A 23,428-nucleotide genomic window follows, 5' to 3' on the forward strand; every position below is an offset into this window, starting at 1 on the left:
TGCCGCCGTCCTCGGAATGCCCTGATTCGCTTTGCAATTTAGTAATGCCGCGCGGATTTCGCAGAACCGCTGCGGGTAATGATTCAAAGCGAGGGCATCGAATTTCGATGCCGTGTCCACGCTTCGCTTTTTCTGTCAGTGACGATGTTTTGTTTATGCCGCGCCGCGTGCCAATCGAAATTCGACCGCGGCATTTTCGTCGAATTCACCCGCTTGCTTCACCGCGAGACCGTCCGCGCCGAGCGCGCCCAGCCAGTGCTGGTAGGCGCCTTCGAGAAACGCGGGCGTCCAGGCGAGCGCGCGCTCGCCGAATGCCGGCAACGGCGCGCAGTAGTGCGTGATGCTCAGGAACGCGGGCTCCTCCGCGAGCGCGACGAAACCCCACTCGGTCTCGCGCCACAAGGCGTTGAGCGATTCGACGAGATCCGCGAGCGAGTCGCACGCGGGCAGCGGATGCGCGTTCGCGAAGCGCTGGCCGATCCGGTTCATCAGTTGACGCAGTTCATTGCGCCCGATCTGCGCTTCGAATTCTTCGGCCAGCGCGGCGAGCACGCCACGCCATTGCGTCGATATCTGGCGTTCCAGCAGGTAATCAAAAATGGCAACCATGTAGGCCCTGAAAGAGACTGGGAACTCCGACCGATATTCGGTCGTTCTTACTCGGAAAGCTTTGAAAGCTTAATCGCTGCTTGCGGGCAACATAATCCGCCGTGCTTATCTATGTGATTTCGCACGCCCGAAGGTACTTCAACAGGTTTTTTTTCGCCAGTAGAAAGACTAGCAGTGCCATTTATATCGAATTTGATGAAGACACCCGCAATCGCCCCGCAATTTACCGATTCGCGCATTTAGCGGATGGACAAAAACTCTGCGTTGGCATGACAGCATGTAAATAACACTGTTTCGTCCGACTAAACTCACGTTTGTACTATCTCGTTAACGGCGCGGAGGCCGCTGAGTTTACCTGCGTCGAGCGGAAATACGCGATTTTCTGACGGGAGGGTCCGCGGTTCAGCGTGAAGCACGGACGAAGGCAGGAGTCGGTGAGCGGAGGGGCAAAAAAAAGCGCCCCGTTCGGGGCGCTGTTCGAGGGACTAGCTCTTGGATCACAGATTCGCCCTGACGGCGTCTCTGACGGCATCCATCACGATGCCGTAGTCGAGCGGGATGTCTAGCGAATCGGAGTAGCCGGAATCGTCGGAAGACGATTGGGGCATCGCGCGGAGCGGAGGCTCGACGTTCGCTTCGCCGGGACGGACCGCGCCTCCTTCGTTAACACCCTGCACTTGCGGATTCTTCACGATTTACTCCTTGCGGTAGTGGGAGCGGGCGAGAGAGTGCAATATAGACCAAAAGGGATGACGATTTGACGACGTTCATTTCACCCGACAGCAGACTGGAGGCGGCGCGAAGCAAAGGAATCCGACGCCGGCTGCGTCTGCGACAAGTGCGCGGCTCTACAGTTTAATCGCGACCGTGCCAGGCGGATGTTCGCGCAGGTTATGGTGCGCACGTTCGGGTATAGCGATTGCGCACCGCGAACGGGCGTGAATATTGCCGGAATGCGCCGCTTTGGTGCGTCAGCGAACATAGACCGAAAGGGGAAATCCGCGCGATTCCGTCGTCCGGGGAAACTATTTCTGCCCATTTCGCGGCTGTCATGCAGCTTTGTTCGCCACTATGATCGTGTCGCAGAGCGGGCGCCGTTGTCCGCGAGCCGTGTAAGGAGAAATAGGTTATGAGCAGGATCGCAATCATCGGAGCGACGGGGCACGTCGGAACGCAATTGCTCGCGGAGGCGTTGCGCCGCGGACACACCGTGACCGGCATTGCGCGCAATGCGGCGCCGCTAGAAGGAAGAGAGGGCGTGAGCGCGCGCAGCGTCGATCTGTTCGACGCGAACGCGCTGGCGGGTGCAATGGAGGATCACGACGCCGTGTTCAGTTCGGCGCGCTTCGCGGGCGTTCCGGCGAGCGCGATTGTCGGGCCGGTGCGGGAGGCGGGCGTCCCGCGGCTGATGGTGGTGGGCGGTGCGGGCAGTCTCTTCGTCGCGCCCGGCGTGCGCGTGATCGACACGCCCGAATTCCCGCCGCAGTACAAGGAAGAGGCCGCCGCGGGCGCCGCATTCCTCGATGCCCTGCGTGCGGAGAAGGAACTGGACTGGACGTTCGTCTCGCCGTCGGCGGAATTCGTCGATGGCAAGCGCACGCAGCATTTCCGCCTCGGCCGCGACGAGTTGCTCGTGGATGGTAGCGGCCGGAGCTGGATCACGTTCCAGGACTTCGCGATCGCCTTCCTCGACGAATTCGAAAAGCCCGCGCATATCCGCCAGCGTTTCACGGTCGGATACTGATCGATCCGTCTGGCGTAAGCAAAACGCAAGCGGCGCTCATTCGAGCGCCGCTTTCAGCCGTGTGGGCGAGTCAATCGTGCACGCCGGCTTCCACTTCCTCGTCGACGGGCATGGCGGCGGCGAGAATCATCGCGGATGCGTTCTGCGGCTTCGGATCGCGCTGCGACGGGCGGTAGATCGGGTCGCCGCGGTGGATCGGCGTGCCGGAAAGCGAGCAGACGCCTTCGCCCGTCGCCGTCGTCGCGCGCCAGCCCTGGTACCCGTAGTGGCACGTTCCGGGGTCCGACCAGTAGACGAGCGCCGTCGCGCTGCTCGGACGCTCGATCACGCGCACGACGGCCTCCGGGAACGGCAGGCGGTCGTTCGACGGCTGCGGATGATCCCGATCCCACGCGCGCGTCAGTTGCAGGATGAAGTCGCTTTCCGCGCGCGCCGCCCTCTGCACGCTCCCCTCTACGCTCTCACTCGGGAGCGCCTTCAACTGGTGGACCGTCTGCATCCACGGGTCCGCTCTTTTCAATAATGCTGTCATGGCATCTGTTCCAGGCGTTGCTTGCCCTAGAACGTACGTCAACAGGCACATTCCGATAAATACTGCATCGGTGAAAACACTGTCCCGTTGGGACGAATAATCGCGTGGAATAAAACGGGACTGTGCCGAAAACCCCCTCAGGCGGCGACCGCCCGCGCCGCCGCACGGCCGCGCAGCCATTCCAGCGCGAGCAGAAGGCTCGTCGAGAACACGATCAGGATCGTCGCGAGGGCGGCGATCGTCGGGCTGATGTTTTCGCGGATGCCGGTAAACATCTGGCGCGGGAGCGTGGTTTGATCGGCGCCGGCGAGGAAAAGCGTCACGACGACTTCGTCGAACGAGGTCGCGAACGCGAACAGCGCGCCCGAGATCACGCCCGGTGCGATCACCGGCAGTGTAATGCGAAAGAAAGTTTCGAGCGGACTCGCGCCGAGCGACTGGCTCGCGCGCACGAGGTTGTAGTTGAAGTTTTGCAACGTCGCGCCGACGGTCGTCACGACGAACGGCACGCCGAGCGCCGCGTGGGCCAGGATCAGCCCGAAATACGTGTTGGCGATGCCGAGCGGCGCGAAGAACAGATACATCCCGACGCCGACGACGATCACCGGCACGATCATCGGCGAAATCAGGATTGCCATCAGCAGGCTCTTGCCGAGAAAGTTGGCTTTCGTCAGGCCGACGGCGGCCAGCGTGCCGAGAATCGTCGCGACGATGGTCGCCGAGGGCGCCACGATGAAGCTGTTCTTCGCGGCCATGCGCCACTCGTCGGACATCACGAGGTTTTCGTACCAGCGCATCGAGAAGCCGGGAATCGGGTAGACGAGGAACGTGCTCGACGAGAACGACAGCGGCACGATCGCGAGCACCGGCAGGATCAGGTACAGGAGCGTCAGCACGCAGATGATGCGCAGCGCGAAAAACCAGATGCGTTCGACGGCCGACGTATGCGGGGCGAACAAAGGCTTGGAAAGTTTCATCTCGATTACCCCAGGCTCACGTTCGAGCGCGTGAAACGTCCGTAGATCACATACAGCACGAGCGTCGCGGCGAGCAGCAGCGCGCCGAGCGCGCAGGCCATGCCCCAGTTGATCGTCACGTTCGTGAAATACGCGATGTAGTAGCTGACCATCTGGTCGTTCGGTCCGCCGAGCAGCGCCGGCGTGATGTAGTAGCCGATCGCGAGAATGAACACGAGCAGCACGCCCGCGCCGATGCCCGGATACGTCTGCGGCACGTAGACGCGCCAGAACGCGGCGAACGGATGGCTGCCGAGCGACACCGCCGCGCGCTGGTAGGTCGGCGGCACGGACTTCATCACGCTGTAGAGCGGCAGGATCATGAACGGCAGGAGGATATGCGTCATCGAGATATAGACGCCGACGCGGTTGAACAGCAGCGCGAACGGCTCTCCGATGAGGCCCGCGCCGATCAGCGCCTTGTTCACGAGACCCTCGCTTTGCAGCAGCACGATCCACGCGGCGACGCGCACCAGCACCGACGTCCAGAACGGAATCAGCACGAGCACCATCACGAGGTTGGCTTTCCGCGAGGGCAGCGTCGAGATCCAGTACGCGAGCGGGTAGCCGAGCACGAGCGCGAAGAACGTCACCGCGACGCCGATCACGAAGGTGCGCCCGAAGATGTTGAGGTAGATCGACTGGTCGGGACCTGCATGTTCGATGTTGCCGAAGCCGTCCTGGCGATGATCGAGCGCGGCCAGCAGATAGAACGGCGAATAGCGGCCCGCGTTCTTCGCGATCGCCTGCCAGTAATTGACGTCGTTCCAGCGTTCGTCGAGTTCGACGATCTTCGCGCGGATTTGCGGCGCGGCGAGCGGCTTGCCGTCGTCGCCGGTGAGCGGCATCGCGCGCGCCGTCTTCGCGACGAGCGAGCGGTAGCCCGGAATCTCGGTGTTCAGGCGCCGGGCGAGCGCGCCCATCGACTCGCCGTCCTGAATCGCGGTCAGGTCCTGGGCGAGCGCGGCATAGGCGGCATCGGGCGGCGGCGTCTTGCGGTCCCACGCGCGCAACGCCGCGCCCGTGTGCGGGAGCGCCGTCGCGACTTCGGGATTTTCGGCCGCGCGCGTGAGCAGCGCGGCGATCGGCACGACGAAGATCAGGAACAGGAAAATCGCGAGCGGCGCGATGAAGAGGAGCGCCACCGCGCGCTTCTTTGCTTCCGCGAGCTTCAGTTCGCGCTTGAGCCGGGCGGCGGATTCGAGCGTCGGTTCGGCGGCAATCGTCATCGTGTTCACGCAAAAGTCTCCTGTCGACCCGAGTTAGCGCTTCAGCGCTTACTCGGGCCCCATGCAGCGCGGTCGACCCGAGTTAGCGCTTCAGCGCTTACTCGGGCCCCATGCAGCGCGGTCGACCCGAGTTAGCGCTTCAGCGCTTACTCGGGTCCCATGCGCAGTCTGCTCACGGCCGCCTTCGCGTGGCGAAGGCGGCCGTCACCCCCTTACTTCGATGCCCACGCCGTGAAGCGCTGTTCCAGCTCGTCGCCGTGATCGGTCCAGAACGCCATGTCCTGCAGCACCGCGTTCTTCGCGTTGGCCGGCGAGTTCGGCATGTTGTCCTGCGTCTTGGCGTCGAGCGACTTGATCGCGGCCTTGTTCACCGGACCGTAGGCGATGTTCTTCGCATAAACCTGCTGCGCCTTGTCCGACACCGAATACGCGATGAACTTCGTCGCCAGGTCCTTGTTCGGCGAGCCCTTCGGGATCGCCCAATAGTCGAGGTCGTAGATGCTGCCGTTCCACACAACCTTCAGGTTCTTACCTTCCTTCTGCGCGGCGTCGATGCGGCCGTTGTAAGCGGTGGACATCACCACGTCGCCCGCAACCAGAAACTGCGGCGGCTGCGCGCCCGCTTCCCACCACTGGATGCTCGGCTTCAACTCGTCGAGCTTCTTGAACGCGCGATCGGCGCCGGCCTTTGTGCCGAGCACCTTGTAGACATCTTTCGGCGCGACGCCGTCGGCCATCAGCGCGAATTCGAGGTTGTAGCGCGCGCCCTTTCTCATGCCGCGCTTGCCGGGGAATTTCTTCACGTCCCAGAAATCGGCCCAGCCGGCAGGCGCGGACTTGAGCTTGTCGGCGTTGTAGGCGAGCGCCGTCGACCACACGAAGAATCCGGCGCCGCATGTCGCCGGCGACTCCGGCACGAGGTCCGACTTCTTCGCGATCTTCGACCAGTCGAGCTTTTCATACAGACCTTCGTCGCAGCCGCGTCCGAGATCGCCCGATTCGACTTCGACGACGTCCCAGTTCACGTGCTTCGCTTCGACCATCGCCTTGACCTTGGCCTGCTCGCCGTTGTACTCGACGGCCGTGACCTTGGCGCCCGATTCCTTCTCGAACGGCTGGTTGAACGCGACTTTCTGCGCGTTGCCGTTTGCGCCGCCGAAGTTCACGACGGTCAGTTCGGCGGCCATCGCCCCCGATGCACACACGAGCGCAGCCGCAGCCGCGATGGAACACATTGCGAACTTCTTCATGATCGGATTTCCTCTTCTGCTTGCTGTTATGAGTGGACTGCTGTTGGGAACCGTTGCCGCACGACTTTTACGCGAACACGCGCAGATGCTCGGGTGCGAATTCGAGCGCGATGGGCGCGCCGGGCGTGAAGGCGGCGAGCGCGTCGGTGCCGAGCGGCACCTTGACGAAGCACTCGTCCTGCTCGCGCACGCCGCAACGCATGCGCACGTGATCGCCGAAATAGATCAGGCTCTTCGCTTCGCCCGCGAGCGCGTTCGCGCCCGGGCGGCCGCTGCCCGCCATCGCCGTGAGCTTCATGCGCTCTGGCCGGATGCACGCGATGGCTTCCGAGCCCGGCTTGGCCTTCGCCACGTTCAGGCCCGAGACGCGCGTGCCGTCGACGAGACGGATGTCGCAGAAGTCGCCTTGTATCTGTTCGATGGTGCCGCGCAGGCGGTTGCTGTCGCCGATGAAGTTCGCGACGAATTCGTTGCAGGGCGCTTCGTAGAGGTGATCGACGGTGTCGAGCTGTTGCACGATGCCCTTGTCGAAGACCGCGACGCGGTCCGACATCGTGAGCGCTTCGCCCTGGTCGTGCGTCACGTAGACGAAGGTCACGCCGAGCTTCTCGTGCAGCGATTTCAGTTCGTATTGCATGTGTTCGCGTAACTGCTTGTCGAGCGCGCCGAGCGGCTCGTCCATCAAGACGAGCTTCGGTTCGAACACGAGCGCTCGGGCGAGCGCGATGCGCTGCTGCTGGCCGCCGGAAAGCTGCGCGGGATAACGCTTCGCAAAGCTTTCCATGCGCACCATCTTGAGCGCCGTGTTGACGCGTTCGGCGCGCTCGGCGGCGGACATCTTGCGCACCGTCAGCGGATATTCGACGTTCTGATGAACCGACAGATGCGGAAAGAGCGCGTAGTTCTGAAACACCATGCCGATGTCGCGCTTGTGCGGCGGCACCTTGTTGAGCAGCTTGCCGTCGAGCCAGATCTCGCCGCCCGTCGGAAACTCGAAGCCCGCGAGCATCATGAGGCAGGTCGTCTTGCCGGACCCGGACGGCCCGAGCAGCGTGAGGAATTCGCCCTGATAGATGTCGAGGTCGAGGCCTTTTACGACTAGCGTCTCGCCGTCATAGGTCTTGCGTACGCCGCGAAAGCTGACGATCACCTGATCGGATTTCATCGTCCGAGTCTCCTTTCGATTTCTGTATGGCTGACCATCGCGGTTGCAACGCATGCGGCGCCGCACCGGAAATTATTTCCACTGCCCGCAATAACTATAGCCTTCTACGGTTCTACAATGTGGAGCCATTTCAATATTCACGGTAGAACCACTTAGACGGCCGCGATCGCGCGCAGGAAACGCCTTGGACACGATCATCCTTTCCGACTGGCTGCACGCGCGGCTCGACCGCGCGCATGCCGAGCCGATATATCGTCAGGTGCTCGACCTGATGCAGCAGGCCATCCTGACCGGCCAGCTCGCGCCGGGCACCAAGCTGCCGAGTTCGCGCACGCTCGCCGCCGACCTCGAAATCGCGCGCAATACCGTGCTGCACGTCTACGACCAGCTGACGGCCGAGGGCTACGTGATCTCGTCGACGGGAAGCGGCACCTATGTTGCCGACACGCGTCCGCAGGAAGCCGCGCCGCATGTCGACGACTGCGGGCCGCGCAAGCCCTGCGCGCTCTCCAGACGCGGCGCGCGGCTGATCGCGGAGGCGGGCGTGTCGCCGAAACAGTGGGGCGCGTTCATGCCGGGCGTGCCCGATGTCGCCGAGTTTCCCGCGCGCACCTGGAGCCGCCTGCAGGCGCGGCTCTGGAAGCGCGCCAATCCCGAACTGCTGACCTACGCGCCGGGCGGCGGCTACCGGCCGCTCAGGCGCGCGCTGTCGGACTATCTGCGCGTGGCGCGCTCGGTGAAGTGCTCGCCGGACCAGATCGTGATCACGACCGGCATCCATCAGTCGATCGATCTCGCCGTGCGCCTGCTCACAGATTTCGGCGACCGCGCGTGGGTCGAGGAGCCGTGTTACTGGGGCGTGAGAAGCGTGCTGCAGTCGGCGGGGCTGACGCTCGTGCCGATTCCCGTCGACGGCGAAGGGCTCAATCCGCTCGAACGCGATATGCAGAACCCGCCGCGCCTCGCGCTCGTGACGCCGTCGCACCAATACCCGCTCGGCATGGTGATGAGCCTCGCGCGGCGGCGCTCGCTTCTCGAATTCGCGCGCCAGCACGAGGTGTGGATCATCGAGGACGACTACGACAGCGAGTTCCGCTACGGCAGCCGGCCGCTCGCGTCGCTTCAGGGTCTCGACGAAGCGGGGCAGGTGATCTATGTCGGAAGTCTCGGCAAGATGCTGTTTCCGGGCTTGCGCATGGGCTATATGGTGGTGCCGGAACAATTGGTCGACACGTTCCGCACGGGCATCGCCGAGCTTTATCGCGAAGGGCAACTGATGCAGCAGGCCGTGCTGACCGAATTCATCATGGACGGCTATCTGACCTCGCACGTGCGGCGCATGCGCACCCTGTACGGAGAGCGGCGGCAATTGCTGATCGACGCGATCACCGCGCATTTCGGCGACACGCTCGACGTGATGGGCGACGAAGCCGGATTGCATCTGGTGCTCGGCCTGCCCGACGGCACCGACGACCGCACGGTCGCCGCCGCGGCGCTCGAAGCGGGTGTCGTCACGAGGCCGCTGGTGAATTACTACGCGGACCGGGCTTCGGCGCGGCCGGGGCTGATGCTCGGCTATGCGTGCGTGCCGAGCGAGCAGATCGGCCCCGCGTTCGCGACGCTCGCGCAGACGATCGAACAGGCGATGACGCATCGCGCGGCGCTTGTTCCGTAGTTTGCGGTGGGCGTTGCTTGCAAATGTGCCGGAGTGAATAAGGCAGCATGCGACCGTGGTGCCGCTCGTGAAGGCCCGCACATGCTTGCGGGCCATTTTCTCTTTTCCGGGCCGGTCTAGCGCCTCGCGCTCCTCAGTCTGTTGCGTCTGTCACGTTGATAAAAGGCTTCAAATCAGGTTTGGAAAGCGCGAGCAACTTCAGCGTCGCGCCGCCAAATCTACGGGCGAACTCATCATCGAAAACGTTGTTGTACTCGGCTGCTGGTAGCTTCAACGGAAACAGCCGTGAGGTAACTGCTTTGATTTTCGAAAAATCAAGCGTATAAGAAACGATCGCCTGTTTTTCGTCGGACCAGAATACTACGACGCATCGCTTTTCCGATGATCTGCCATCAATACACCCTGCATTGTTGATAGTTCTGGAATGCGCGCCGCCCATTGCAAAACACCTTGTATGAAGGGGGGCTTTACAGGGCATCGGGGTGCGGCTAATTTTCGCCTTGAGATCGGGATGTGAGAGTGCGAGCAGATTGAGTACTGCCGCACCGAATCGGGGGCGAAGTGGTCATCAGCCTTGAAAGCAAATTCTCGTCTCTGCTGGCGGTGAATTAATCCAGCTCGGGTCGCGTTGGTGAGTCCCAATTAATTGACCGCTCTGTCGCGAATTTGAAACGTTCGCGCAATTCCGGATTCGAATACCCTTGCATCAGCATCAACATGCCGCCCAGCCTACGCACATCCTCGTCAGAGATTGCAGAGTCCGGAGCGTCCTGATCATCAAGCGGTACAGGCATGACCAGAGCTCGTTCAATCAGGGCCTGGACTTTTGAGCGCTGTATATTACAAAGTTTGAATTCCCCCGAATCTTCGTCATAGAAAAAGATTGCCGCTAGCGGTTGTTTCGTCATCTCAGTACCCTCTGCATTGTTGGTATCTTTCGAAAGCGCGCTCCTTGCACGCCAGATAGTAAGCCGGACTTTTGTACAGTCCGCTTCCTGCCGCGCACAGCACCATATCGACGTTATATTGCGCGAAGCACTCCGCTTCATCTTCCTCACTTACACCACGCGCCGCCAGTTCCGTTACATCATCGATCGATGAATCGGGCTGATATTCGAACGGCTGCGCGTCACTGAGCAGGCTACCGCCGTCACTGTCGTCGGCATTCCCGGACGGCGTATCGGTTTCTGCCAGATCGCTCGCGGCGTCGGCCAGTGATGAAGCGGCCGCATTCGCACGGCGGGCGGCAACGGCATTCACTTGGTCCACCATGTCGTTATAGCGTTCAATGTAGGCCGTCGCCGCGTCGTCGGACATCCCGAAGCTGGTCATTAGCGATTCGCGAAAACTAGGAAGCCCCTGGGACTTAGGCGCCGGATTACCCACCGCGCCGCCTGTTCGCGCTTGCTCGACAACGAGTACAACACTCTCGCCGCGAATCATGGACTGCAAGGTTTCTATGATTTCAAGGCCAGCGCCATTCTTTGCCAACCGCTGATGCCAATGGAAATTCGTCCCGAGAAACGAGCGGACCCGCTGAACGAGCGCGGCATCCTTTGCCCATACATCGGCGTATGCGCGTTGAGAGAACTTCTTGCCTGCTTCAATCGCCTGTTTCTGCTCGGCAGTGAGAAAAATTCGCCCACGTCCGTAGTTGTCCTTGCTGTACATCATCCAGCGTTGAAACGAATCGGTCTTTAGTTCAGTTCCACCCATCGCCAGCCCCCGTGGCTTATGACGGCGTAAAGCTAGCAGATTGCAGGACACCTATGTTTTTGGGATGCCATTCGATGGATTCAAACACTTCATGTAGCCCGAAGCGGTCCGGGGCGGACCGCGACGCCGCCGTATTGTCCTTGGTGCGTAAGTTGAACGTTGGGTTCGGACGCTTGCCTGCTCGATGTGAGCAGGCTTTCTTCGCGGCGCTCGCGCAGACGATCGACCAGCCGCTGACGTATCGCGCCGCGCTTGTCCCGTAATTTGCAGTAAGCGTTGCTTACACATTATCACGCCGGTTTCGCGCACCGCCGCGTACAGTTTCGACTACCGATTCGTCCGGCATCGACCGATCCGGACGACCTTTTTGATCGGCAGATTTCTGGAACGTACAAGAGGTGCTCATGAAGAAAAGTCGAATCGTTGCTGCGCTGCTTTGCGCAAGCGTGGGTCTTGCAACCAGCGCGGCCTTCGCGCAGCAGATGCACGGCGGCCCCGAAGACGGACACGGCGGCCCGGGCCATCAGCCGTATGCAAGCAACCAGCCTCAACAGGGCCAACCGGGCGCAGCGCCCGACCAGCGTCACGACGACCGCCATGACGACCGTCACGACATGGGACGTCCGCCGGCGCATGCCGACAACGGTCCGGATCATCGGGACTGGCACAAGGGCGAGCGCCTGTCGAGCGACTATCACAACCGCCAGTATGTCGTCGACGACTGGCGCGGCTACGGGCTGCGTCAGCCGCCGCGCGGTTATCACTGGGTCGGCGTCGGCGGCGACTATCTGCTCGTCGCGGCGACATCGGGAATCATCGCGCAGATTGTGCTCGCACGATAAGCGCTGCGGCGCGCTCTATCGCGACGATTGGAACGCTTGATTTTCCCGTCGCGTGATGGCGCGTCAAGCTGGGTTTTCTCTCGGTTGCGTCACATCCCCGTAGACCAACCCTTCGCACCGGCTTCGTGCCGGTGCTTTTTTCGCCTGCGGGACTCACGCGCTCATCGCCCGGACGATGCGCGCGAGCGACTTCAACGCCACGGCCGGCGAGTCCTCGAACTGCGCGGCGACGATCGCGCCGTCGACCGCCATCGCGAGCGCTTGCGCATCTGCCTTCGCGGTCCGCGAAGCGGGCAGTAGCTTCCTGATCGCGTCGGTCATATCGCGCTTGTGGCGGCGCGCGATATCCAGGGCGTGCGCGTGCGTGCCGCCCACTTCCACCACGGAATTGATGAACGCGCAGCCGCGATAAACATCGCTTTCGAACCATTCGGCGAGCGCCGGCACGAGCGCGGCGGGGCCGCCGCCGTGACGTTGGAGCGCGTCGGTGAACCACGTCATCCAGTTCCGGTGCCGATACTCCAGGAACGCGACGATCAGATGGTCCTTGCTCGCAAAGTATCGATAGAACGTCTTCTTGGCGACGCCCGATTCCGCGATCACCCGGTCGATGCCGGTCGCGCGGATGCCGTCGCGATAAAAAAGATCGTGCGCGGTGTGCAAGATGCGCTCGGACGGCGAGAGATCGTCGAGATCAGCGGCCTCGGTGGCTTCGGCTTGAGCGGTGCGGTTCATGGAAACGATTGTAGACAGGTCTGTCTCCCTGCGCTAGAGTTTGCGAGTAGACAGACCTGTCTACTCGCCACTGAACCCGTAACGAGGATGCGCCATGGAAACCAAACCGCCGTTCCCGCCGTTCGATCTCGAATCCGCGAAGCTGAAAGTGCGTCTGGCCGAAGACGGCTGGAACAGCCGCGATCCGAAGCGCGTCGCGCTTGCGTATAGCGAGGACACACGCTGGCGCAATCGCGCGGAATTCGTCGACGGCCGCGCGGCGGTGGAAGCGTTCCTGCAGCGCAAATGGGTGCGCGAACTCGACTATCGGCTGATCAAGGAACTGTGGGCGCACGACGGTTCGCGCATTGCGGTGCGGTTCGCCTACGAATGGCATGACGATTCCGGCCACTGGTTCCGCAGTTATGGCAACGAGAACTGGCAGTTCAACGAGGGGGGCCTGATGACGCACCGGCATGCGAGCATCAACGACTTGCCGATCAAGGAATCGGAACGCAAGTATCACTGGCCGCTCGGCCGCCGTCCGGACGATCATCCGGGTCTGAGCGACCTCGGGCTGTGACCCACTAGCGACGAGCCAGCAATCGGCTATCGATCGCGTCGCCGGCGGAACAGCCACCATCCGGCGAGCACGGTGAAGCTCGCCACGATCAGCACCATCAGCCAGAACCCGTGATGATTCTCGGCGAACGGAATGCCGCCGACATTCATCCCGAAGAATCCCGCGACGATGTTGATCGGCAGCGCGAGCACCGTGACGAGCGTCAGCGTGAAGAGCGTGCGGTTGCTCTGCTCGTCCATGCGCGTGCCGATTTCTTCCTGCAAGAGCTTGATGCGCTCGACGAGTCCGGCCAGATCGCCGAGCACGAGCGAGAATTCTTCGGTCGCGTCGCGCAGGTCCTGCACGTCGTGCAGATGCAGCCAGCGCGGCGGCCGCGCGAGCAGGCGGAACACGGAGCCCGGCTCGGGCGCGAGCAGGCGTTGCAGGCGCACGAGGACGCGCCGCATGGCGCCGAGGTCGGAGCGGCTGGGGGGCGCGCGCATCGAAAGGAAACGATCCTCGATACCGTCGACCTCGACGTTCGTGCGCCGCACGATCTGCACCAGCAGGTCGGCCTGGTCGCGCAACAGGTGCGTGAGCAGTTCGGCGGGCGAGCGGAATACTTCGCCGCGCCGTACCGATTCGCGCAACGTGTCGACCGATCGCAGCGGCTTGAGCCGCGCGGTGACGAGAAGTCTCTGATGCGTGTAGACCCAGAGCGTCGCGATTTCGGCGGGCGTCAGTTCGAAGTTGAAGATGACGTCGTTGATGACGGCGATGAGCGCGCCTTCCTGATGCTCGATGCGGGTCGAATGCGAGCCGTCGCGCAGAGTGTCGAAGAAAGCGTCGGGCAGGTCGAGCCGCGCGCGCATCCAGCGCTCGCTCGAACTGTTCGCGAGGTCGAAGTGCAGCCAGAGAAATTCCTTCGCGGCATCCGCGCGCGACAGCCATTCGACGACGCCGCTCGAATCGATGGGCGTGCCGGGTTCGTCGGCGACGAAGCGAAAGCCGCAGACGAGGCCGGAGAAGTCGGAGCCGTATGGCGCTGCCTGGATCGTGGCGGATTGCATGCGGGGCTTGGAATGGTCGATGATGCCGTGGTTCGGAACGCCTTCAGAGCCGTAGTGTGCCATCGGTTCGCCGCCGGATTGCCGGGATTGCGCGTGTCGATTGCTGCGCGCGTCGGTGAAATCGTGCATATTGAATCGCTGACGTGACTGTCATATTGATCTACTACGATGACGCGACGCGCGATTGCCCCGCGTTTGCCGCTTTACGGAGAACCAACGTGGATATTCAGGACGAGATCGACGAGCCCACGCAGACGAGCGCGGCCGGTCTGATACGGCTTGCCATGGCGATCACCGAGTTGATGCGCGAGCAGGCCATCGACAGCAGGTTGGGCGCGAAACTGCACAAGCGCCTCGAAAAGGAGGCCAAGCGTGTCGTCGAACGGGGGCCGGTGAGCCTCGGGAAAGCCGAGCAGGCGGCATTGCGTGGTGCCATCGATGCGCTCGAACATGCGCTCGTCCAGCGCGACGCCGATCTGCTCGTGCAGGCGAACGCGCGACTTCGCGCCAGCGAAGAAGCGCCCGTCAAGCGCCGGCGGAACAAGAAAGACGACGCCTGAGCGCCCCACGGCCGCGAACGCCCGCGCGATGCCCGATCCGGGCGCGAAATCTGCTTCCCGTGGCTCAGGTGATTCTTCCGGGCGTTTCATGCATTCAGTCTTTCAGTCTTCTTGCGTCCTCTGGACGAATCGAAGTGTCGACGTCGATTTGCAGCGTTGGCGCGTTCTCGTCGTGGACGATAACGAAGCGAGCGCCGAAGGACTCGCCGCCGCGCTCGCCGCCGATGGCCTTGACACCCGCTATGCGCTGAGCGGCGTCGACGCACTCCACGCGATCGACGGGTGGATTCCGCACGTGATCGTCCTGGACATCAGCATGCCGGAGCACGACGGTTTCGCCACCGCGCGCGTCTTGCGACGTATTCCGCCGACTCGCAACGTCGGGATCATCGCGTTTACCGCGCTGGGCGAAGATTACGTGCGCACGCAAGGCTTGCGCGCTGGCTTCGACGGTTATTGCCAGAAGGGCAATACGCCCGGCGCACTGGTTCACCTCATCCAGCGGCTCGTCCACTAGCCGCCTCCCCGCTCTCCACGACGCGGCGCACAGAAAAACCTGCGCCGCGATTGTTCTGCCCCCGTCAACCAACCTGTCGGCCCGATCCGCGAGAAGCCTTGAGCGGCGTGCCTTAGCGCCCGATTGCGCCTTTCGGTGCCAGATTGATTGTTGGTTTATCCCGAAAAGAGAATTGAAACTTATGGGGATAAAAATCCGATAGTAGGGGTATACACTGCATTTCATCGACGTAGCACACAGTTTCAAGCAAGCCTGCTGCGGCGTCTTCTGAAACGAACGTCAAACGCCTTTGGAGAACACCATGAAACGCAATCTTCTCGCTACCTTGCTGATCGCAGCTTCCGCCACCCTCGCAGCGCCGGCTTTCGCCAGCGGCTACGGTCCGGCTCCTTCGTATCGTCCGGCAGTCGGCGCACCGGCTTCGCAACAAGGCCCGAGCGCACAGACCATCGCCGCTGAACAGGCAACGAGCGGCAGCGACTCCCGCGCGTACGGCGGTTCGCGTGACACGCTGAGCCAGGCAGGCAGCCGCGCGCAAGCCAGCGACACGAACTCGATCTACTTCGGTCACTGATCGAAACCGCGCCCGACCGGGTATCCGCCGGTCCGGGCGCGTCGTGAAAACGAACCGACGCCCGGTGCAGGAGACTCACGAGGTCTCGCTGCACCGGGCGTCGGCGCGTTTACAACTTCGGTTCGGCTTCGGTTCCGGCGCGCTGTTCGCGCAATTACGTGCCGTAGAGCGCCTCGCGCATGACCGACGCCAGTTCGGCCGCCACGAATTTCGAGACATAGGCGTTCGCACCGACCTTGCGCACGTGCTGCTCGTTCGCCGAACCCGACAGCGACGAGTGGATCACGACCGGAATCGATTGCAGGGCCGCGTCCGCCTTGATGCGGCGCGTGAGCGTGAAGCCGTCCATTTCCGGCATTTCGAGATCGGTCAGCACCAGCGCGATCTGGTCGCTCACGGCGGTGCCGTCGGCTTCGGCCTTTTTCTGCGCGCTTTGCAGTACGTTCCACGCTTCCTGACCGGTTTTGGTCATCACGAACGGCACGCCCATCGCGGTCAGGCTCTGTTCGATCAGGCTGCGCGCGACGCCCGAGTCGTCGGCGGCGAGTACCTTCGCGCCCGGCTTGAGCTTCACGCGGCCCGTGCTTTCCTCGGTGATGTCGGCGTCCTGCGACGGCAGCACGTCGCGCACGATGCGCTCGACGTCGAGCACCTGCGCGAGCCGCGAGCCGTCGACATTGCCGTCGAGGCGCGCGAAACTCGTCACGGTGCTGCCGCTCGAATGCGACTCCGCCGACAACACCTGATTCCACTCCAGCCGCACGATATCGTCGACTTCCTCGACGGCGAAACCTTGCGTCGTGCGCGCGAATTCCGTGACGAGCAGGATCTTCGGACCGTTTTTCGGACGGCAGCCGGTGACTTTCGCCAGGTCGATCACCGGGATGATCTGGCCGCGAATGTCCGCGACGCCGAGAATTTCGTCGTTCGCGCCCGCCACGGCGGTGATGGCCGGCATCGCGAGGATTTCGCGCACCTTGAAGACGTTGATGCCGTAAAGCTCCCGCTGCTCCGAATCCGGGGCTTCGCCCAGCCGGAACAGCAGCAGCTCGAACATGTTGTTGCCGGCGAGCCGGACGCGCTGCTCGATGTCGTGCTGTGAATTGCTCACTCTTTGCCCCTGATCGTCGCCGGGAAGCGGCGTGCGCGTCCAGGCATGTGTGTACGTCTGCGTGCCATCGCCCGGTGTACGGCGCTGGATTGCTGATTAGCGGCAGACTTCTGCGAAACTGAAGGCATGTTCGACACGAAATCGCGCCGCGCCTTGACCGGCGGCAAACCGGCGTTGCGGGCGGTGGCGCACATCGCGAGGGGTCTCTGATCTATACTTTTTGAATAGTCGGGGTAATCGGGGCGTAAATTGCCGGCGCGCACCGACGCTTACCGCGGCGAGCGGTGGCGAGAAGTGGCGATCCCGAAGAAGAAACAGCACTATGCATGGGACAAGCGCGCATCGGCCGATGCGTGCCGTGCGGTCAAACCGGAGGCGCTCGATGGCAACTGTCGCACAGGTTCTGAATTCGAAGCCCGAACAGACGGTCTATACGATTGCCGCGACGTCGTCGGTGTACGACGCGATCAAGCTGATGGCGGAAAAGCACATCGGCGCGGTGGTGGTCACGGAGGGCGAAGAGATCGTCGGCATCATGACGGAGCGCGATTACGCGCGAAAGGTGGTGCTGATGGACCGCGCGTCGAAGCAGACGCCGGTGCGCGACATCATGACGTCGCAGGTGCGCTACGTGCGCCTCGACCAGACCACCGACGACTGCATGGCGCTCATGACAGACAAGCGCATGCGCCATTTGCCGGTGATCGACGGCGGCAAGCTCGTCGGCATGATCTCGATCGGCGATCTGGTCAAGAACATCATCTCCGAGCAGCAGTTCACCATTCAGCAGCTCGAATTCTATATTCGCGGGGAGCATACGTAGGGCGTGCGGCGCCTGCCGTTGCGGGTTATCTGAGCCTGGGCGCGCCATGCGCCCGGCTCATTTCTTCGCTCCCGGAACCAAGCAAACTGTAAGCAACTCCTATACTGGCTGCGACGCATGAAGCGCGCGCCGCGTCGCGATTCACCCGGAAAACGCGGCGCGTTCTGCACGAGGAGGCGCCCGCCCGATGACCCCGCTAGACACGCCCGCCGCACCGCGCGACGAGGCTCCCGCGCGCGCCCCCGTCCTCACGATCCCCGCCGACGCCCCGTTTTTCATCGTCATGAACGCGGGTTCCGGCCGCAAGCAGAGCGCAGAGACGCGCGCGATCCTCGACCGCGAACTGGGCGCCGCCGGACGCCGCTATGAACTGCGTCTCGTCGACGATCCCGCCGACCTCAGCGCGACCGCGCGTCGCGCGGTCGCGGACGCGATCGCACAGAACGGCGTGGTCGTGGGCGCGGGCGGCGACGGCACGCTCTGCGCCGTCGCCGCAGCGACGCTCGGCAGCGGCTGCCCCTACGCCGTCCTGCCGCGCGGCACCTTCAACTATTTCAGCCGCGACCACGGCATTCCCGCCGATCTCGAAGCATCGACGCGCCTTTTGCTCACCGCGCGCGCCTATCCGGTGCAGGTCGGCGTCGTGAACGGCCGCATGTTTCTCGTCAACGCAAGTCTCGGCCTTTATCCGAAGCTCCTCGAAGACCGCGAAGTCTACAAGCGCCAGTTCGGCCGCAGCCGCCTGATCGCGCTCTTTTCCGCGATGGCGACCCTGCTGCGGCGCCATCGCCATCTTCGGCTGCACATCGACCACGACGGAGAGCGGCGCGAAATCCGCACTTCGACGCTCTTTGTCGGCAACAACCGGCTGCAGCTGGAACAGATCGGCATGAAGGAGGCGCCGCTTCTGGAACAAGGCTTGCTCGCAGCGATCGCGCCGCGCGCGCTCGGCCGGCTCGCGCAGATCGCGCTCACGCTGCGCGGCGCGGCGGGCCGTCTTTCCGACGCGGACAACGTCGTCAGCTTCACGTTTCGCCGCATCACCGTGACGCATCCGGGCAAGCGCCGCCGCCGCGTGAAGATCGCGACCGACGGCGAAGTGACATGGCTTAACATGCCGCTCGAATTCCACGTCGCGCCGGAACCGCTCTTTTTGCTCAAGCCGGAGCCCGACATCGCCCAAGCCAATCGCTCATGACGCTGCTGCTGCAGGTTTCCGATCCGCATTTCGGCACTGAACGGCCGCGCGTCGTCGATGCGCTGCTGCGTCTCGTCGATTCGATGCCGCCCGATCTCGTCGTGATGTCCGGCGATCTCACGCAGCGCGCGCGCCGCGCGCAATTTCTCGCGGCGCGCGCGTTCGTCGACCGGCTTGGCGCCACGCCCACGCTCGTCGTGCCGGGCAATCACGACATTCCGCTCTTCAACCTCTTCGCGCGCGCGTTCCGTCCGTACGCGAACCATCAGCGCGTGTTCGGCGTGGATCTCGAACCGGTGTTCGACTCGCCCGCGCTGCTCGTGATCGCGCTGAATACGACGCGGCCCTATCGCCACAAGGACGGCGAGGTGTCGATGCAGCAGGTGCGGCGCGTCGCGGAGCGGCTCGAACGCGCGACGCCCGCGCAGTTGCGCATCGTGGTCACGCATCAGCCGGTCGCGGTGACGCGCGCGCAGGACGAGGCGAACCTGCTGCACGGGCGCGCGCGCGCCGTGCAGCGCTGGGCGCGCGCAGGCGCCGATCTCGTGATGGGCGGCCACATTCATCTGCCTTACGTGCTGCCGCTGCACGATACTTTCGCGAATTTGCCGCGCCGGATGTGGGCGGTGCAGGCGGGCACGGCGGTGTCGGCGCGGGTGCGCGGCACGATCGACAATTCGGTGAACCTGATTCGCTACGATCAGACGGACCCCGGGCCGCGGCGCGCGGTCGTCGAGCGCTGGGATTTCGCGGAAGCGAGCGGCGCGTTCGGGCGCGTGACGCATCACGAACTCGTCTTCGACGAAGCCCGTCAGGCTTGCGCGACGCCATGAGCGCCCTCGGCCGCGTCGACCCCGACACGCTCGCGCGCTTCGCGGGCGAGCACGCGCTCGCGGGCTTCGGCATCGCTTTGCTCGCGCTCGTGGTCGCGGTGCCGCTCGCATGGCGCCTCGTGCTGCGCTACGGCGTGCCGCGCGACGACAGCCGCATTGCGCCGAAGACGCTGCTCGTCATCCAGCTTGCGGTGAGTTTCGCGGTGATCGCGGGCGGGGCGGCGCTTTTCGCCGCGATCGCCGACGAACTCGGCGCCGAAGAGGAACTCGGCCGGCTCGACCAGACGTTCGCCGATGCCATCGGGAAATCGGTCGCGCCCGGCGTGATCCGCGCGTTTGCGTGGATCACGCATCTCGGCGATCCGTGGGTGCTGACCGTGTGGTGCGTCGGCGGCGCGGCGGCGCTGTTCATCGCGCGGCGGCGGCTGCTTGCGCTCGGCGTGGTGCTCGCGATCGCCGGCAACGGCCTGCTCAACCAGACGCTCAAGCACATTTTCGAGCGCGTGCGACCGGTTCACGATCAGTCGATCGCGACGGCGGCCGGCTGGAGCTTCCCGAGCGGCCACACGTCCGGCTCGCTCGTGACCTACGGGATCATCGCCTACGTGCTCGTGCGCACGACGCCCGCGCGCTGGCACGTGCCGATCGCGGTGGCGGCGACGGTCGTCGCGTTCTCGACGGCGTGCAGCCGCGTTTTCCTGCGCGTGCATTTCGCGAGCGACGTGCTGGCGGGTTTCGCATCGGGGACGGCGTGGCTCGTCGCGTGCATCGTCAGCATCGAGGTCTCGCGGATGGTGTGGCGAAGGCGCCGACGCCCTAGCGCGGCTTGACGACCAATTCGGGAAAGCCCGTCGCCGGATCGGTTTTGCGCGAAAACTGGTGTTCTTCGAGACACGCGACCAGGATTTCCGCCGTCGTCCGAACGATGCAGCCTTTCGCGACGTGCCCGCCGTACACGCGCCCGTCGCGGTCGGAGACGGACATGTGCAAATGCGCGCCATCCGGCGAAAGCGAGCCGGCGAGCGTCAGGATTTCGAGGTCGCCGCGCAGTTCGGCCGGATCGTCGGCGCCCGCGTAGCGCAGTTGCGCGACGCTCAGACTGCCGATGCCCTGCAGCACGAACGCGGCACCGGGCGTGCGCGTGCGGGCGATGTCTTCGAGCGTCGAGCGCAGATCGTCGCCGGGGACGAGCCGCAGTGGAAGTGTGCGCATCGGCGGTTCTCCGGGTGAAAGAAACAAGACTACACGCGAGATCGCAACCGCGATGGCATGATGTCCGCGCACGCCGCTTGCTGCCTCGCCATTCACTTTCGCCACCCGGAGATTCCATGAGCTTCGAACTGACGGTTCTCGCCTGGACGCTCGTGCTCGCGCTCGTCCAGGTGCTCCTGCCCGCGGTCTTGCGCAATGGCGAGACGGGCATCGGCTACAACGCCGGTCCGCGCGACGCGCCCGCGCCGCCGCCTCGCAAGCTCACCGGCCGCCTGATGCGCGCGCAGAGCAATCTCTTCGAGACGCTGCCCGTGTTCGCCGCCGCGATCCTGATCGCGCATGTCGCCGGACGCGAAGGCGCGCTCACGCACTGGGGCGCGCTGCTTTATATTGTCGCGCGGGTGATCTACGTGCCGCTCTACGCGGCGGGCGTGCCGTTCTTGCGCTCGCTCGTGTGGCTGGCGTCGCTCGCGGGGATCATTCTGGTGCTCGTACCCATCATTTGAACAAGGAACCCCATGACAGACCAGCCACCGACGATCGAAATCGAGACCGCGCCGAACCCGACCTTCGCCGTCATCCTGATGCACGGCCTCGGCGCCGATGCCAACGATTTCGTGTCGCTCATCCCCGAATTGCGTCTGTCCGACGCGCCCGCCGTGCGCTTCGTGTTTCCGAACGCGCCGGAGATCGCGGTGACCGCCAACAACGGCTACGTGATGCGCGCGTGGTACGACATTCTGTCGTTCGAGGGCATCGAGCGGCGCGTCGACGAGGCGGGCATCCTGGAATCGTGCGCCACGATCCGGCGGCTGATCGAGGCGCAGAACGCGCGCGGCATTCCGACCGAGCGGATTTTCCTCGCGGGATTTTCGCAGGGCGGCGCGATGACCTACACGGCCGGTCTCACGCACCCGGACACCCTCGCGGGACTGATCGTGCTGTCGGGCTACGCGCCGTCGAAGAGCCTGATCGAGGCGTCGTTCAGCGCCGCCAACCGCGACACGCCGATCTTCGCCGCCCACGGCACCGCCGACGACGTGCTGCCGCTCAAGCTCGGCGAAGCCGCGCGCGATTTCGCGCTGGCGGCCGGCTGTCCGGTCGAATGGCACGCGTATCCGATGCCGCATTCGGTTTGCCTCGAAGAGATCGAGGCGTTGCGCGAGTGGCTCGGCCAGCGGCTCGCGGCGGCGTCCTAGGCGCCAGCGCAGAGCGTACTTTCGTACAGGTTCAGCACGGCGGGAGCATCCACGCCGACGCACACCGCGCACGCCGGACGACCGTCCCAGTCGGGTGCGTCGACGTGCATCGCCGACGGCTTCTGGATCGTCTGCCCGGTCGCGATGCCGCTCGTCACGACGCGCACCGGACCGCTGCGCGTCTCGTACAGATGCGGCGCGAGCAGGTACGCGACCGCCGAGTAATCGTGCGCGTAGATGCCTTCGATCCGGTCGCTCTCGAAATGAAAGCGCTCGTAGTGGCGCGAAATGTCCCAGACAAAGCGGCCCGGCTCGCCGCCGCGGTCGCGGATCGACGCGAGGAAGGCGTTCGTCATCACGGTTTCGTGCGTGACGTCCAGTCCGACGATCGAGAGCTTCCAGGGCGCGCCGCAGACGATGTCGGCGGCTTCGGGGTCGCAGTGGACGTTGGCCTCGGCGGCAGGCGTGACGTTGCCGAGCACGCCGCGTATTCCGAACGCGCCGCCCATGATGACCACTTCCTTCACGCGATGCGCGATGCCGGGATCGTCGGCGAGCGCGAGCGCCAGATTCGTCAGCGGCCCGACCGCGAGCAGCGTGACTTCGCCGGGATGCGCGCGCACCGTCTCGACGATGAAACGATGCGCCGGCCGCGCGTCGAGTTTGCCGTGATCCGGCTCGGGCAATTCGATATTGCCGAGACCGTCGTCGCCGTGAATCCAGCCGAGCGGCACGGGCGCCGCGCACTGCAACGGCGCGGCGGCCCCGCGCGCCACCGGTACGCCCGGCGCGAAACGCTGCGCCAGATAGAGCGCGTTGCGCGTGGTGGTGTCAATCGTCGCGTTGCCGAACACGCTCGTGATGCCGAGCAGGTCGATCTCCGGATGCAGCGCCTGAAAAACGAGCGCCATGGCGTCGTCGATGCCGGGATCGGTGTCGTAGATGACTTTGTGGAGGGGCATGGCGGGTTCCCGAATAACGATTCGTAATGCCTATCTAATGGTTAAAAGTGAGTGGAAATGCAGCAGCTTCTGTCCGTCGCCGCTGACGCTTTCGGCACGCGGCCCGGCCTTCACTTCGGCGCACCGGGCGCGGCTGCCTTGACGAGATCGGCGTCGACCCGCGCGCCGGAAAGCGCCAGCGCGCGGCCGGGATTCGTGCCGATGCCGCCGATCTCGGTCCGCCGCCGCAGTAGCCGGGCGAAGCCGCTGGCAGCATCCGCGCAATTGCACAAGCCGTGTCGCACCCGCGAGACGCCCGTCCCGCATTCTGGCTGA

Annotated in this window: 29 protein-coding genes; 12 read left to right on the plus strand and 17 right to left on the minus strand. The window is 64.0% G+C overall.

All coding sequences use genetic code 11. The annotated features are described in order from the left end of the window. Nucleotides 1-153: 153 nt before the first annotated feature. Nucleotides 154-609, minus strand: a complete 456-nt coding sequence (gene bcsD, locus AWB66_RS02100; protein WP_087628588.1) for a cellulose biosynthesis protein BcsD — start codon at nt 607-609, stop codon at nt 154-156. Nucleotides 610-1,106: 497 nt separating this feature from the next. After that, entirely contained in the window at nt 1,107-1,301 is a 195-nt protein-coding gene (locus tag AWB66_RS02105; RefSeq protein WP_087628589.1) for a hypothetical protein, read from the minus strand. A 437-nt stretch (nt 1,302-1,738) separates the two neighbouring features. Between AWB66_RS02105 and AWB66_RS02110 the strand changes: the two genes are divergently transcribed. Next, nucleotides 1,739-2,353 (plus strand): NAD(P)-dependent oxidoreductase, encoded by a 615-nt coding sequence (locus AWB66_RS02110; RefSeq protein ID WP_087628590.1) that lies wholly within the window; start codon nt 1,739-1,741, stop codon nt 2,351-2,353. Between the two features lie 70 nt (nt 2,354-2,423). On the opposite strand, the gene AWB66_RS02115 is transcribed toward AWB66_RS02110, so the two are convergent. The 5 genes from AWB66_RS02115 to AWB66_RS02135 all read right to left on the minus strand — a co-directional run bounded on the left by AWB66_RS02115 (nt 2,424) and on the right by AWB66_RS02135 (nt 7,545). After that, on the minus strand, nt 2,424-2,885 hold the full coding sequence (locus AWB66_RS02115) for a DUF3331 domain-containing protein (protein WP_087628591.1): 462 nt from the start codon (nt 2,883-2,885) through the stop codon (nt 2,424-2,426). Nucleotides 2,886-3,022: 137 nt separating this feature from the next. Continuing rightward, nucleotides 3,023-3,862, minus strand: a complete 840-nt coding sequence (locus AWB66_RS02120) for an ABC transporter permease (RefSeq protein ID WP_087628592.1) — start codon at nt 3,860-3,862, stop codon at nt 3,023-3,025. A gap of 5 nt (nt 3,863-3,867) precedes the next feature. Next, on the minus strand, nt 3,868-5,139 hold the full coding sequence (locus AWB66_RS02125) for an ABC transporter permease (protein WP_087628593.1): 1,272 nt from the start codon (nt 5,137-5,139) through the stop codon (nt 3,868-3,870). Nucleotides 5,140-5,342: 203 nt separating this feature from the next. Then, the gene (locus tag AWB66_RS02130) at nt 5,343-6,380 is read right to left on the minus strand and encodes an ABC transporter substrate-binding protein (protein ID WP_087628594.1); all 1,038 of its coding nucleotides are present in this window, start codon (nt 6,378-6,380) and stop codon (nt 5,343-5,345) included. Nucleotides 6,381-6,447: 67 nt separating this feature from the next. Then, a complete protein-coding gene (locus tag AWB66_RS02135) occupies nt 6,448-7,545 on the minus strand; it encodes an ABC transporter ATP-binding protein (protein ID WP_087628595.1) in 1,098 nt (365 codons plus the stop codon). 184 nt (nt 7,546-7,729) lie between these two features. Here AWB66_RS02135 and pdxR point away from each other — a divergent pair, with 184 nt between their 5' ends. Then, complete coding sequence (pdxR, locus tag AWB66_RS02140; RefSeq protein ID WP_087628596.1) at nt 7,730-9,220, plus strand: MocR-like pyridoxine biosynthesis transcription factor PdxR; 1,491 nt, start codon at nt 7,730-7,732, stop codon at nt 9,218-9,220. Between the two features lie 133 nt (nt 9,221-9,353). On the opposite strand, the gene AWB66_RS32765 is transcribed toward pdxR, so the two are convergent. The 3 genes from AWB66_RS32765 to AWB66_RS02150 form a co-directional block, all read right to left on the minus strand. Next, complete coding sequence (locus AWB66_RS32765; protein WP_125469644.1) at nt 9,354-9,659, minus strand: hypothetical protein; 306 nt, start codon at nt 9,657-9,659, stop codon at nt 9,354-9,356. 169 nt (nt 9,660-9,828) lie between these two features. Next, nucleotides 9,829-10,128 carry a hypothetical protein gene (locus tag AWB66_RS02145; protein WP_087628597.1) on the minus strand — a complete coding sequence of 100 codons (300 nt, stop codon included), beginning with the start codon at nt 10,126-10,128 and terminating at the stop codon, nt 9,829-9,831. A 1-nt stretch (nt 10,129) separates the two neighbouring features. Continuing rightward, nucleotides 10,130-10,936, minus strand: coding sequence for a hypothetical protein (locus tag AWB66_RS02150; RefSeq protein ID WP_235020948.1), 807 nt, complete (start codon nt 10,934-10,936; stop codon nt 10,130-10,132). Between the two features lie 404 nt (nt 10,937-11,340). Here AWB66_RS02150 and AWB66_RS02160 point away from each other — a divergent pair, with 404 nt between their 5' ends. Further along, nucleotides 11,341-11,778 carry an RcnB family protein gene (locus AWB66_RS02160; RefSeq protein ID WP_087628599.1) on the plus strand — a complete coding sequence of 146 codons (438 nt, stop codon included), beginning with the start codon at nt 11,341-11,343 and terminating at the stop codon, nt 11,776-11,778. A 153-nt stretch (nt 11,779-11,931) separates the two neighbouring features. On the opposite strand, the gene AWB66_RS02165 is transcribed toward AWB66_RS02160, so the two are convergent. Then, nucleotides 11,932-12,513: a TetR/AcrR family transcriptional regulator gene (locus AWB66_RS02165; protein WP_087628600.1), complete on the minus strand. Its 582-nt coding sequence runs from the start codon at nt 12,511-12,513 to the stop codon at nt 11,932-11,934. Between the two features lie 94 nt (nt 12,514-12,607). Between AWB66_RS02165 and AWB66_RS02170 the strand changes: the two genes are divergently transcribed. Continuing rightward, the gene (locus AWB66_RS02170) at nt 12,608-13,075 is read left to right on the plus strand and encodes a nuclear transport factor 2 family protein (protein WP_087628601.1); all 468 of its coding nucleotides are present in this window, start codon (nt 12,608-12,610) and stop codon (nt 13,073-13,075) included. 26 nt (nt 13,076-13,101) lie between these two features. Here the strand turns inward: AWB66_RS02170 and AWB66_RS02175 are convergent, their stop codons facing one another. Together AWB66_RS02175 and AWB66_RS33940 are read right to left on the minus strand one after the other, a co-directional pair. After that, nucleotides 13,102-14,124 (minus strand): transporter, encoded by a 1,023-nt coding sequence (locus tag AWB66_RS02175; RefSeq protein WP_087628788.1) that lies wholly within the window; start codon nt 14,122-14,124, stop codon nt 13,102-13,104. 203 nt (nt 14,125-14,327) lie between these two features. Next, the gene (locus AWB66_RS33940; protein ID WP_200818917.1) at nt 14,328-14,774 is read right to left on the minus strand and encodes a hypothetical protein; all 447 of its coding nucleotides are present in this window, start codon (nt 14,772-14,774) and stop codon (nt 14,328-14,330) included. A gap of 82 nt (nt 14,775-14,856) precedes the next feature. Between AWB66_RS33940 and AWB66_RS02185 the strand changes: the two genes are divergently transcribed. Together AWB66_RS02185 and AWB66_RS02190 are read left to right on the plus strand one after the other, a co-directional pair. Then, complete coding sequence (locus AWB66_RS02185; protein ID WP_235020949.1) at nt 14,857-15,201, plus strand: response regulator; 345 nt, start codon at nt 14,857-14,859, stop codon at nt 15,199-15,201. Between the two features lie 301 nt (nt 15,202-15,502). After that, the gene (locus tag AWB66_RS02190; RefSeq protein ID WP_087628789.1) at nt 15,503-15,775 is read left to right on the plus strand and encodes a hypothetical protein; all 273 of its coding nucleotides are present in this window, start codon (nt 15,503-15,505) and stop codon (nt 15,773-15,775) included. Between the two features lie 154 nt (nt 15,776-15,929). Here the strand turns inward: AWB66_RS02190 and AWB66_RS02195 are convergent, their stop codons facing one another. After that, nucleotides 15,930-16,886 carry a chemotaxis protein gene (locus AWB66_RS02195; protein ID WP_087628604.1) on the minus strand — a complete coding sequence of 319 codons (957 nt, stop codon included), beginning with the start codon at nt 16,884-16,886 and terminating at the stop codon, nt 15,930-15,932. Between the two features lie 382 nt (nt 16,887-17,268). On the opposite strand from AWB66_RS02195, the gene AWB66_RS02200 reads away from it, so the two are divergent. The 4 genes from AWB66_RS02200 to AWB66_RS02215 all read left to right on the plus strand — a co-directional run bounded on the left by AWB66_RS02200 (nt 17,269) and on the right by AWB66_RS02215 (nt 20,570). Beyond that, on the plus strand, nt 17,269-17,709 hold the full coding sequence (locus tag AWB66_RS02200) for a CBS domain-containing protein (protein WP_087628605.1): 441 nt from the start codon (nt 17,269-17,271) through the stop codon (nt 17,707-17,709). 187 nt (nt 17,710-17,896) lie between these two features. Next, nucleotides 17,897-18,907, plus strand: coding sequence for a diacylglycerol/lipid kinase family protein (locus AWB66_RS02205; RefSeq protein ID WP_087628606.1), 1,011 nt, complete (start codon nt 17,897-17,899; stop codon nt 18,905-18,907). Then, nucleotides 18,904-19,740 carry a metallophosphoesterase family protein gene (locus AWB66_RS02210; protein WP_087628607.1) on the plus strand — a complete coding sequence of 279 codons (837 nt, stop codon included), beginning with the start codon at nt 18,904-18,906 and terminating at the stop codon, nt 19,738-19,740. Before AWB66_RS02205 ends, AWB66_RS02210 begins: the two co-directional genes overlap by 4 nt. Next, nucleotides 19,737-20,570, plus strand: coding sequence for a phosphatase PAP2 family protein (locus AWB66_RS02215; RefSeq protein ID WP_125469645.1), 834 nt, complete (start codon nt 19,737-19,739; stop codon nt 20,568-20,570). The genes AWB66_RS02210 and AWB66_RS02215 overlap by 4 nt, the downstream gene beginning before the upstream one ends. On the opposite strand, the gene AWB66_RS02220 is transcribed toward AWB66_RS02215, so the two are convergent. Further along, nucleotides 20,557-20,952: a PPC domain-containing DNA-binding protein gene (locus AWB66_RS02220; protein ID WP_087628790.1), complete on the minus strand. Its 396-nt coding sequence runs from the start codon at nt 20,950-20,952 to the stop codon at nt 20,557-20,559. The two genes, AWB66_RS02215 and AWB66_RS02220, sit on opposite strands and share 14 nt — an antisense overlap. 116 nt (nt 20,953-21,068) lie before the next feature. On the opposite strand from AWB66_RS02220, the gene AWB66_RS02225 reads away from it, so the two are divergent. Both AWB66_RS02225 and AWB66_RS02230 read left to right on the plus strand, forming a co-directional pair. After that, entirely contained in the window at nt 21,069-21,458 is a 390-nt protein-coding gene (locus tag AWB66_RS02225; RefSeq protein ID WP_087628609.1) for an MAPEG family protein, read from the plus strand. A gap of 12 nt (nt 21,459-21,470) precedes the next feature. Then, nucleotides 21,471-22,151: an alpha/beta hydrolase gene (locus tag AWB66_RS02230; RefSeq protein WP_087628610.1), complete on the plus strand. Its 681-nt coding sequence runs from the start codon at nt 21,471-21,473 to the stop codon at nt 22,149-22,151. On the opposite strand, the gene AWB66_RS02235 is transcribed toward AWB66_RS02230, so the two are convergent. Both AWB66_RS02235 and AWB66_RS33560 read right to left on the minus strand, forming a co-directional pair. Continuing rightward, nucleotides 22,148-23,113, minus strand: a complete 966-nt coding sequence (locus AWB66_RS02235; RefSeq protein ID WP_087628611.1) for a nucleoside hydrolase — start codon at nt 23,111-23,113, stop codon at nt 22,148-22,150. The two genes, AWB66_RS02230 and AWB66_RS02235, sit on opposite strands and share 4 nt — an antisense overlap. Before the next feature lie 110 nt (nt 23,114-23,223). Then, nucleotides 23,224-23,397, minus strand: a complete 174-nt coding sequence (locus AWB66_RS33560; protein WP_159462869.1) for a hypothetical protein — start codon at nt 23,395-23,397, stop codon at nt 23,224-23,226. Nucleotides 23,398-23,428: the final 31 nt, after the last annotated feature.

It is taken from the genome of Caballeronia telluris, assembly GCF_001544495.1.
In the GTDB taxonomy this organism is placed as follows: domain Bacteria; phylum Pseudomonadota; class Gammaproteobacteria; order Burkholderiales; family Burkholderiaceae; genus Caballeronia; species Caballeronia telluris.

Bases quoted from the DNA above. Each gene is read 5' to 3' on its own strand.
- AWB66_RS02170 (WP_087628601.1), top strand. From the start codon at position 12,608: ATGGAAACCAAACCGCCGTTCCCGCCGTTCGATCTCGAATCCGCGAAG.
- bcsD (WP_087628588.1), bottom strand. From the start codon at position 609: ATGGTTGCCATTTTTGATTACCTGCTGGAACGCCAGATATCGACGCAA.
- AWB66_RS02135 (WP_087628595.1), bottom strand. From the start codon at position 7,545: ATGAAATCCGATCAGGTGATCGTCAGCTTTCGCGGCGTACGCAAGACC.
- AWB66_RS02175 (WP_087628788.1), bottom strand. From the start codon at position 14,124: ATGCAATCCGCCACGATCCAGGCAGCGCCATACGGCTCCGACTTCTCC.
- AWB66_RS02115 (WP_087628591.1), bottom strand. From the start codon at position 2,885: ATGACAGCATTATTGAAAAGAGCGGACCCGTGGATGCAGACGGTCCAC.
- AWB66_RS02220 (WP_087628790.1), bottom strand. From the start codon at position 20,952: ATGCGCACACTTCCACTGCGGCTCGTCCCCGGCGACGATCTGCGCTCG.
- AWB66_RS02110 (WP_087628590.1), top strand. From the start codon at position 1,739: ATGAGCAGGATCGCAATCATCGGAGCGACGGGGCACGTCGGAACGCAA.
- AWB66_RS02230 (WP_087628610.1), top strand. From the start codon at position 21,471: ATGACAGACCAGCCACCGACGATCGAAATCGAGACCGCGCCGAACCCG.
- AWB66_RS02120 (WP_087628592.1), bottom strand. From the start codon at position 3,862: ATGAAACTTTCCAAGCCTTTGTTCGCCCCGCATACGTCGGCCGTCGAA.
- AWB66_RS02130 (WP_087628594.1), bottom strand. From the start codon at position 6,380: ATGAAGAAGTTCGCAATGTGTTCCATCGCGGCTGCGGCTGCGCTCGTG.
- AWB66_RS02235 (WP_087628611.1), bottom strand. From the start codon at position 23,113: ATGCCCCTCCACAAAGTCATCTACGACACCGATCCCGGCATCGACGAC.
- AWB66_RS02205 (WP_087628606.1), top strand. From the start codon at position 17,897: ATGACCCCGCTAGACACGCCCGCCGCACCGCGCGACGAGGCTCCCGCG.
- AWB66_RS02225 (WP_087628609.1), top strand. From the start codon at position 21,069: ATGAGCTTCGAACTGACGGTTCTCGCCTGGACGCTCGTGCTCGCGCTC.
- AWB66_RS33940 (WP_200818917.1), bottom strand. From the start codon at position 14,774: ATGAAACGCCCGGAAGAATCACCTGAGCCACGGGAAGCAGATTTCGCG.
- AWB66_RS02190 (WP_087628789.1), top strand. From the start codon at position 15,503: ATGAAACGCAATCTTCTCGCTACCTTGCTGATCGCAGCTTCCGCCACC.
- AWB66_RS02145 (WP_087628597.1), bottom strand. From the start codon at position 10,128: ATGACGAAACAACCGCTAGCGGCAATCTTTTTCTATGACGAAGATTCG.
- AWB66_RS02160 (WP_087628599.1), top strand. From the start codon at position 11,341: ATGAAGAAAAGTCGAATCGTTGCTGCGCTGCTTTGCGCAAGCGTGGGT.
- AWB66_RS02165 (WP_087628600.1), bottom strand. From the start codon at position 12,513: ATGAACCGCACCGCTCAAGCCGAAGCCACCGAGGCCGCTGATCTCGAC.
- AWB66_RS02200 (WP_087628605.1), top strand. From the start codon at position 17,269: ATGGCAACTGTCGCACAGGTTCTGAATTCGAAGCCCGAACAGACGGTC.
- AWB66_RS02150 (WP_235020948.1), bottom strand. From the start codon at position 10,936: ATGGGTGGAACTGAACTAAAGACCGATTCGTTTCAACGCTGGATGATG.
- AWB66_RS02210 (WP_087628607.1), top strand. From the start codon at position 18,904: ATGACGCTGCTGCTGCAGGTTTCCGATCCGCATTTCGGCACTGAACGG.
- AWB66_RS32765 (WP_125469644.1), bottom strand. From the start codon at position 9,659: ATGGGCGGCGCGCATTCCAGAACTATCAACAATGCAGGGTGTATTGAT.
- AWB66_RS02215 (WP_125469645.1), top strand. From the start codon at position 19,737: ATGAGCGCCCTCGGCCGCGTCGACCCCGACACGCTCGCGCGCTTCGCG.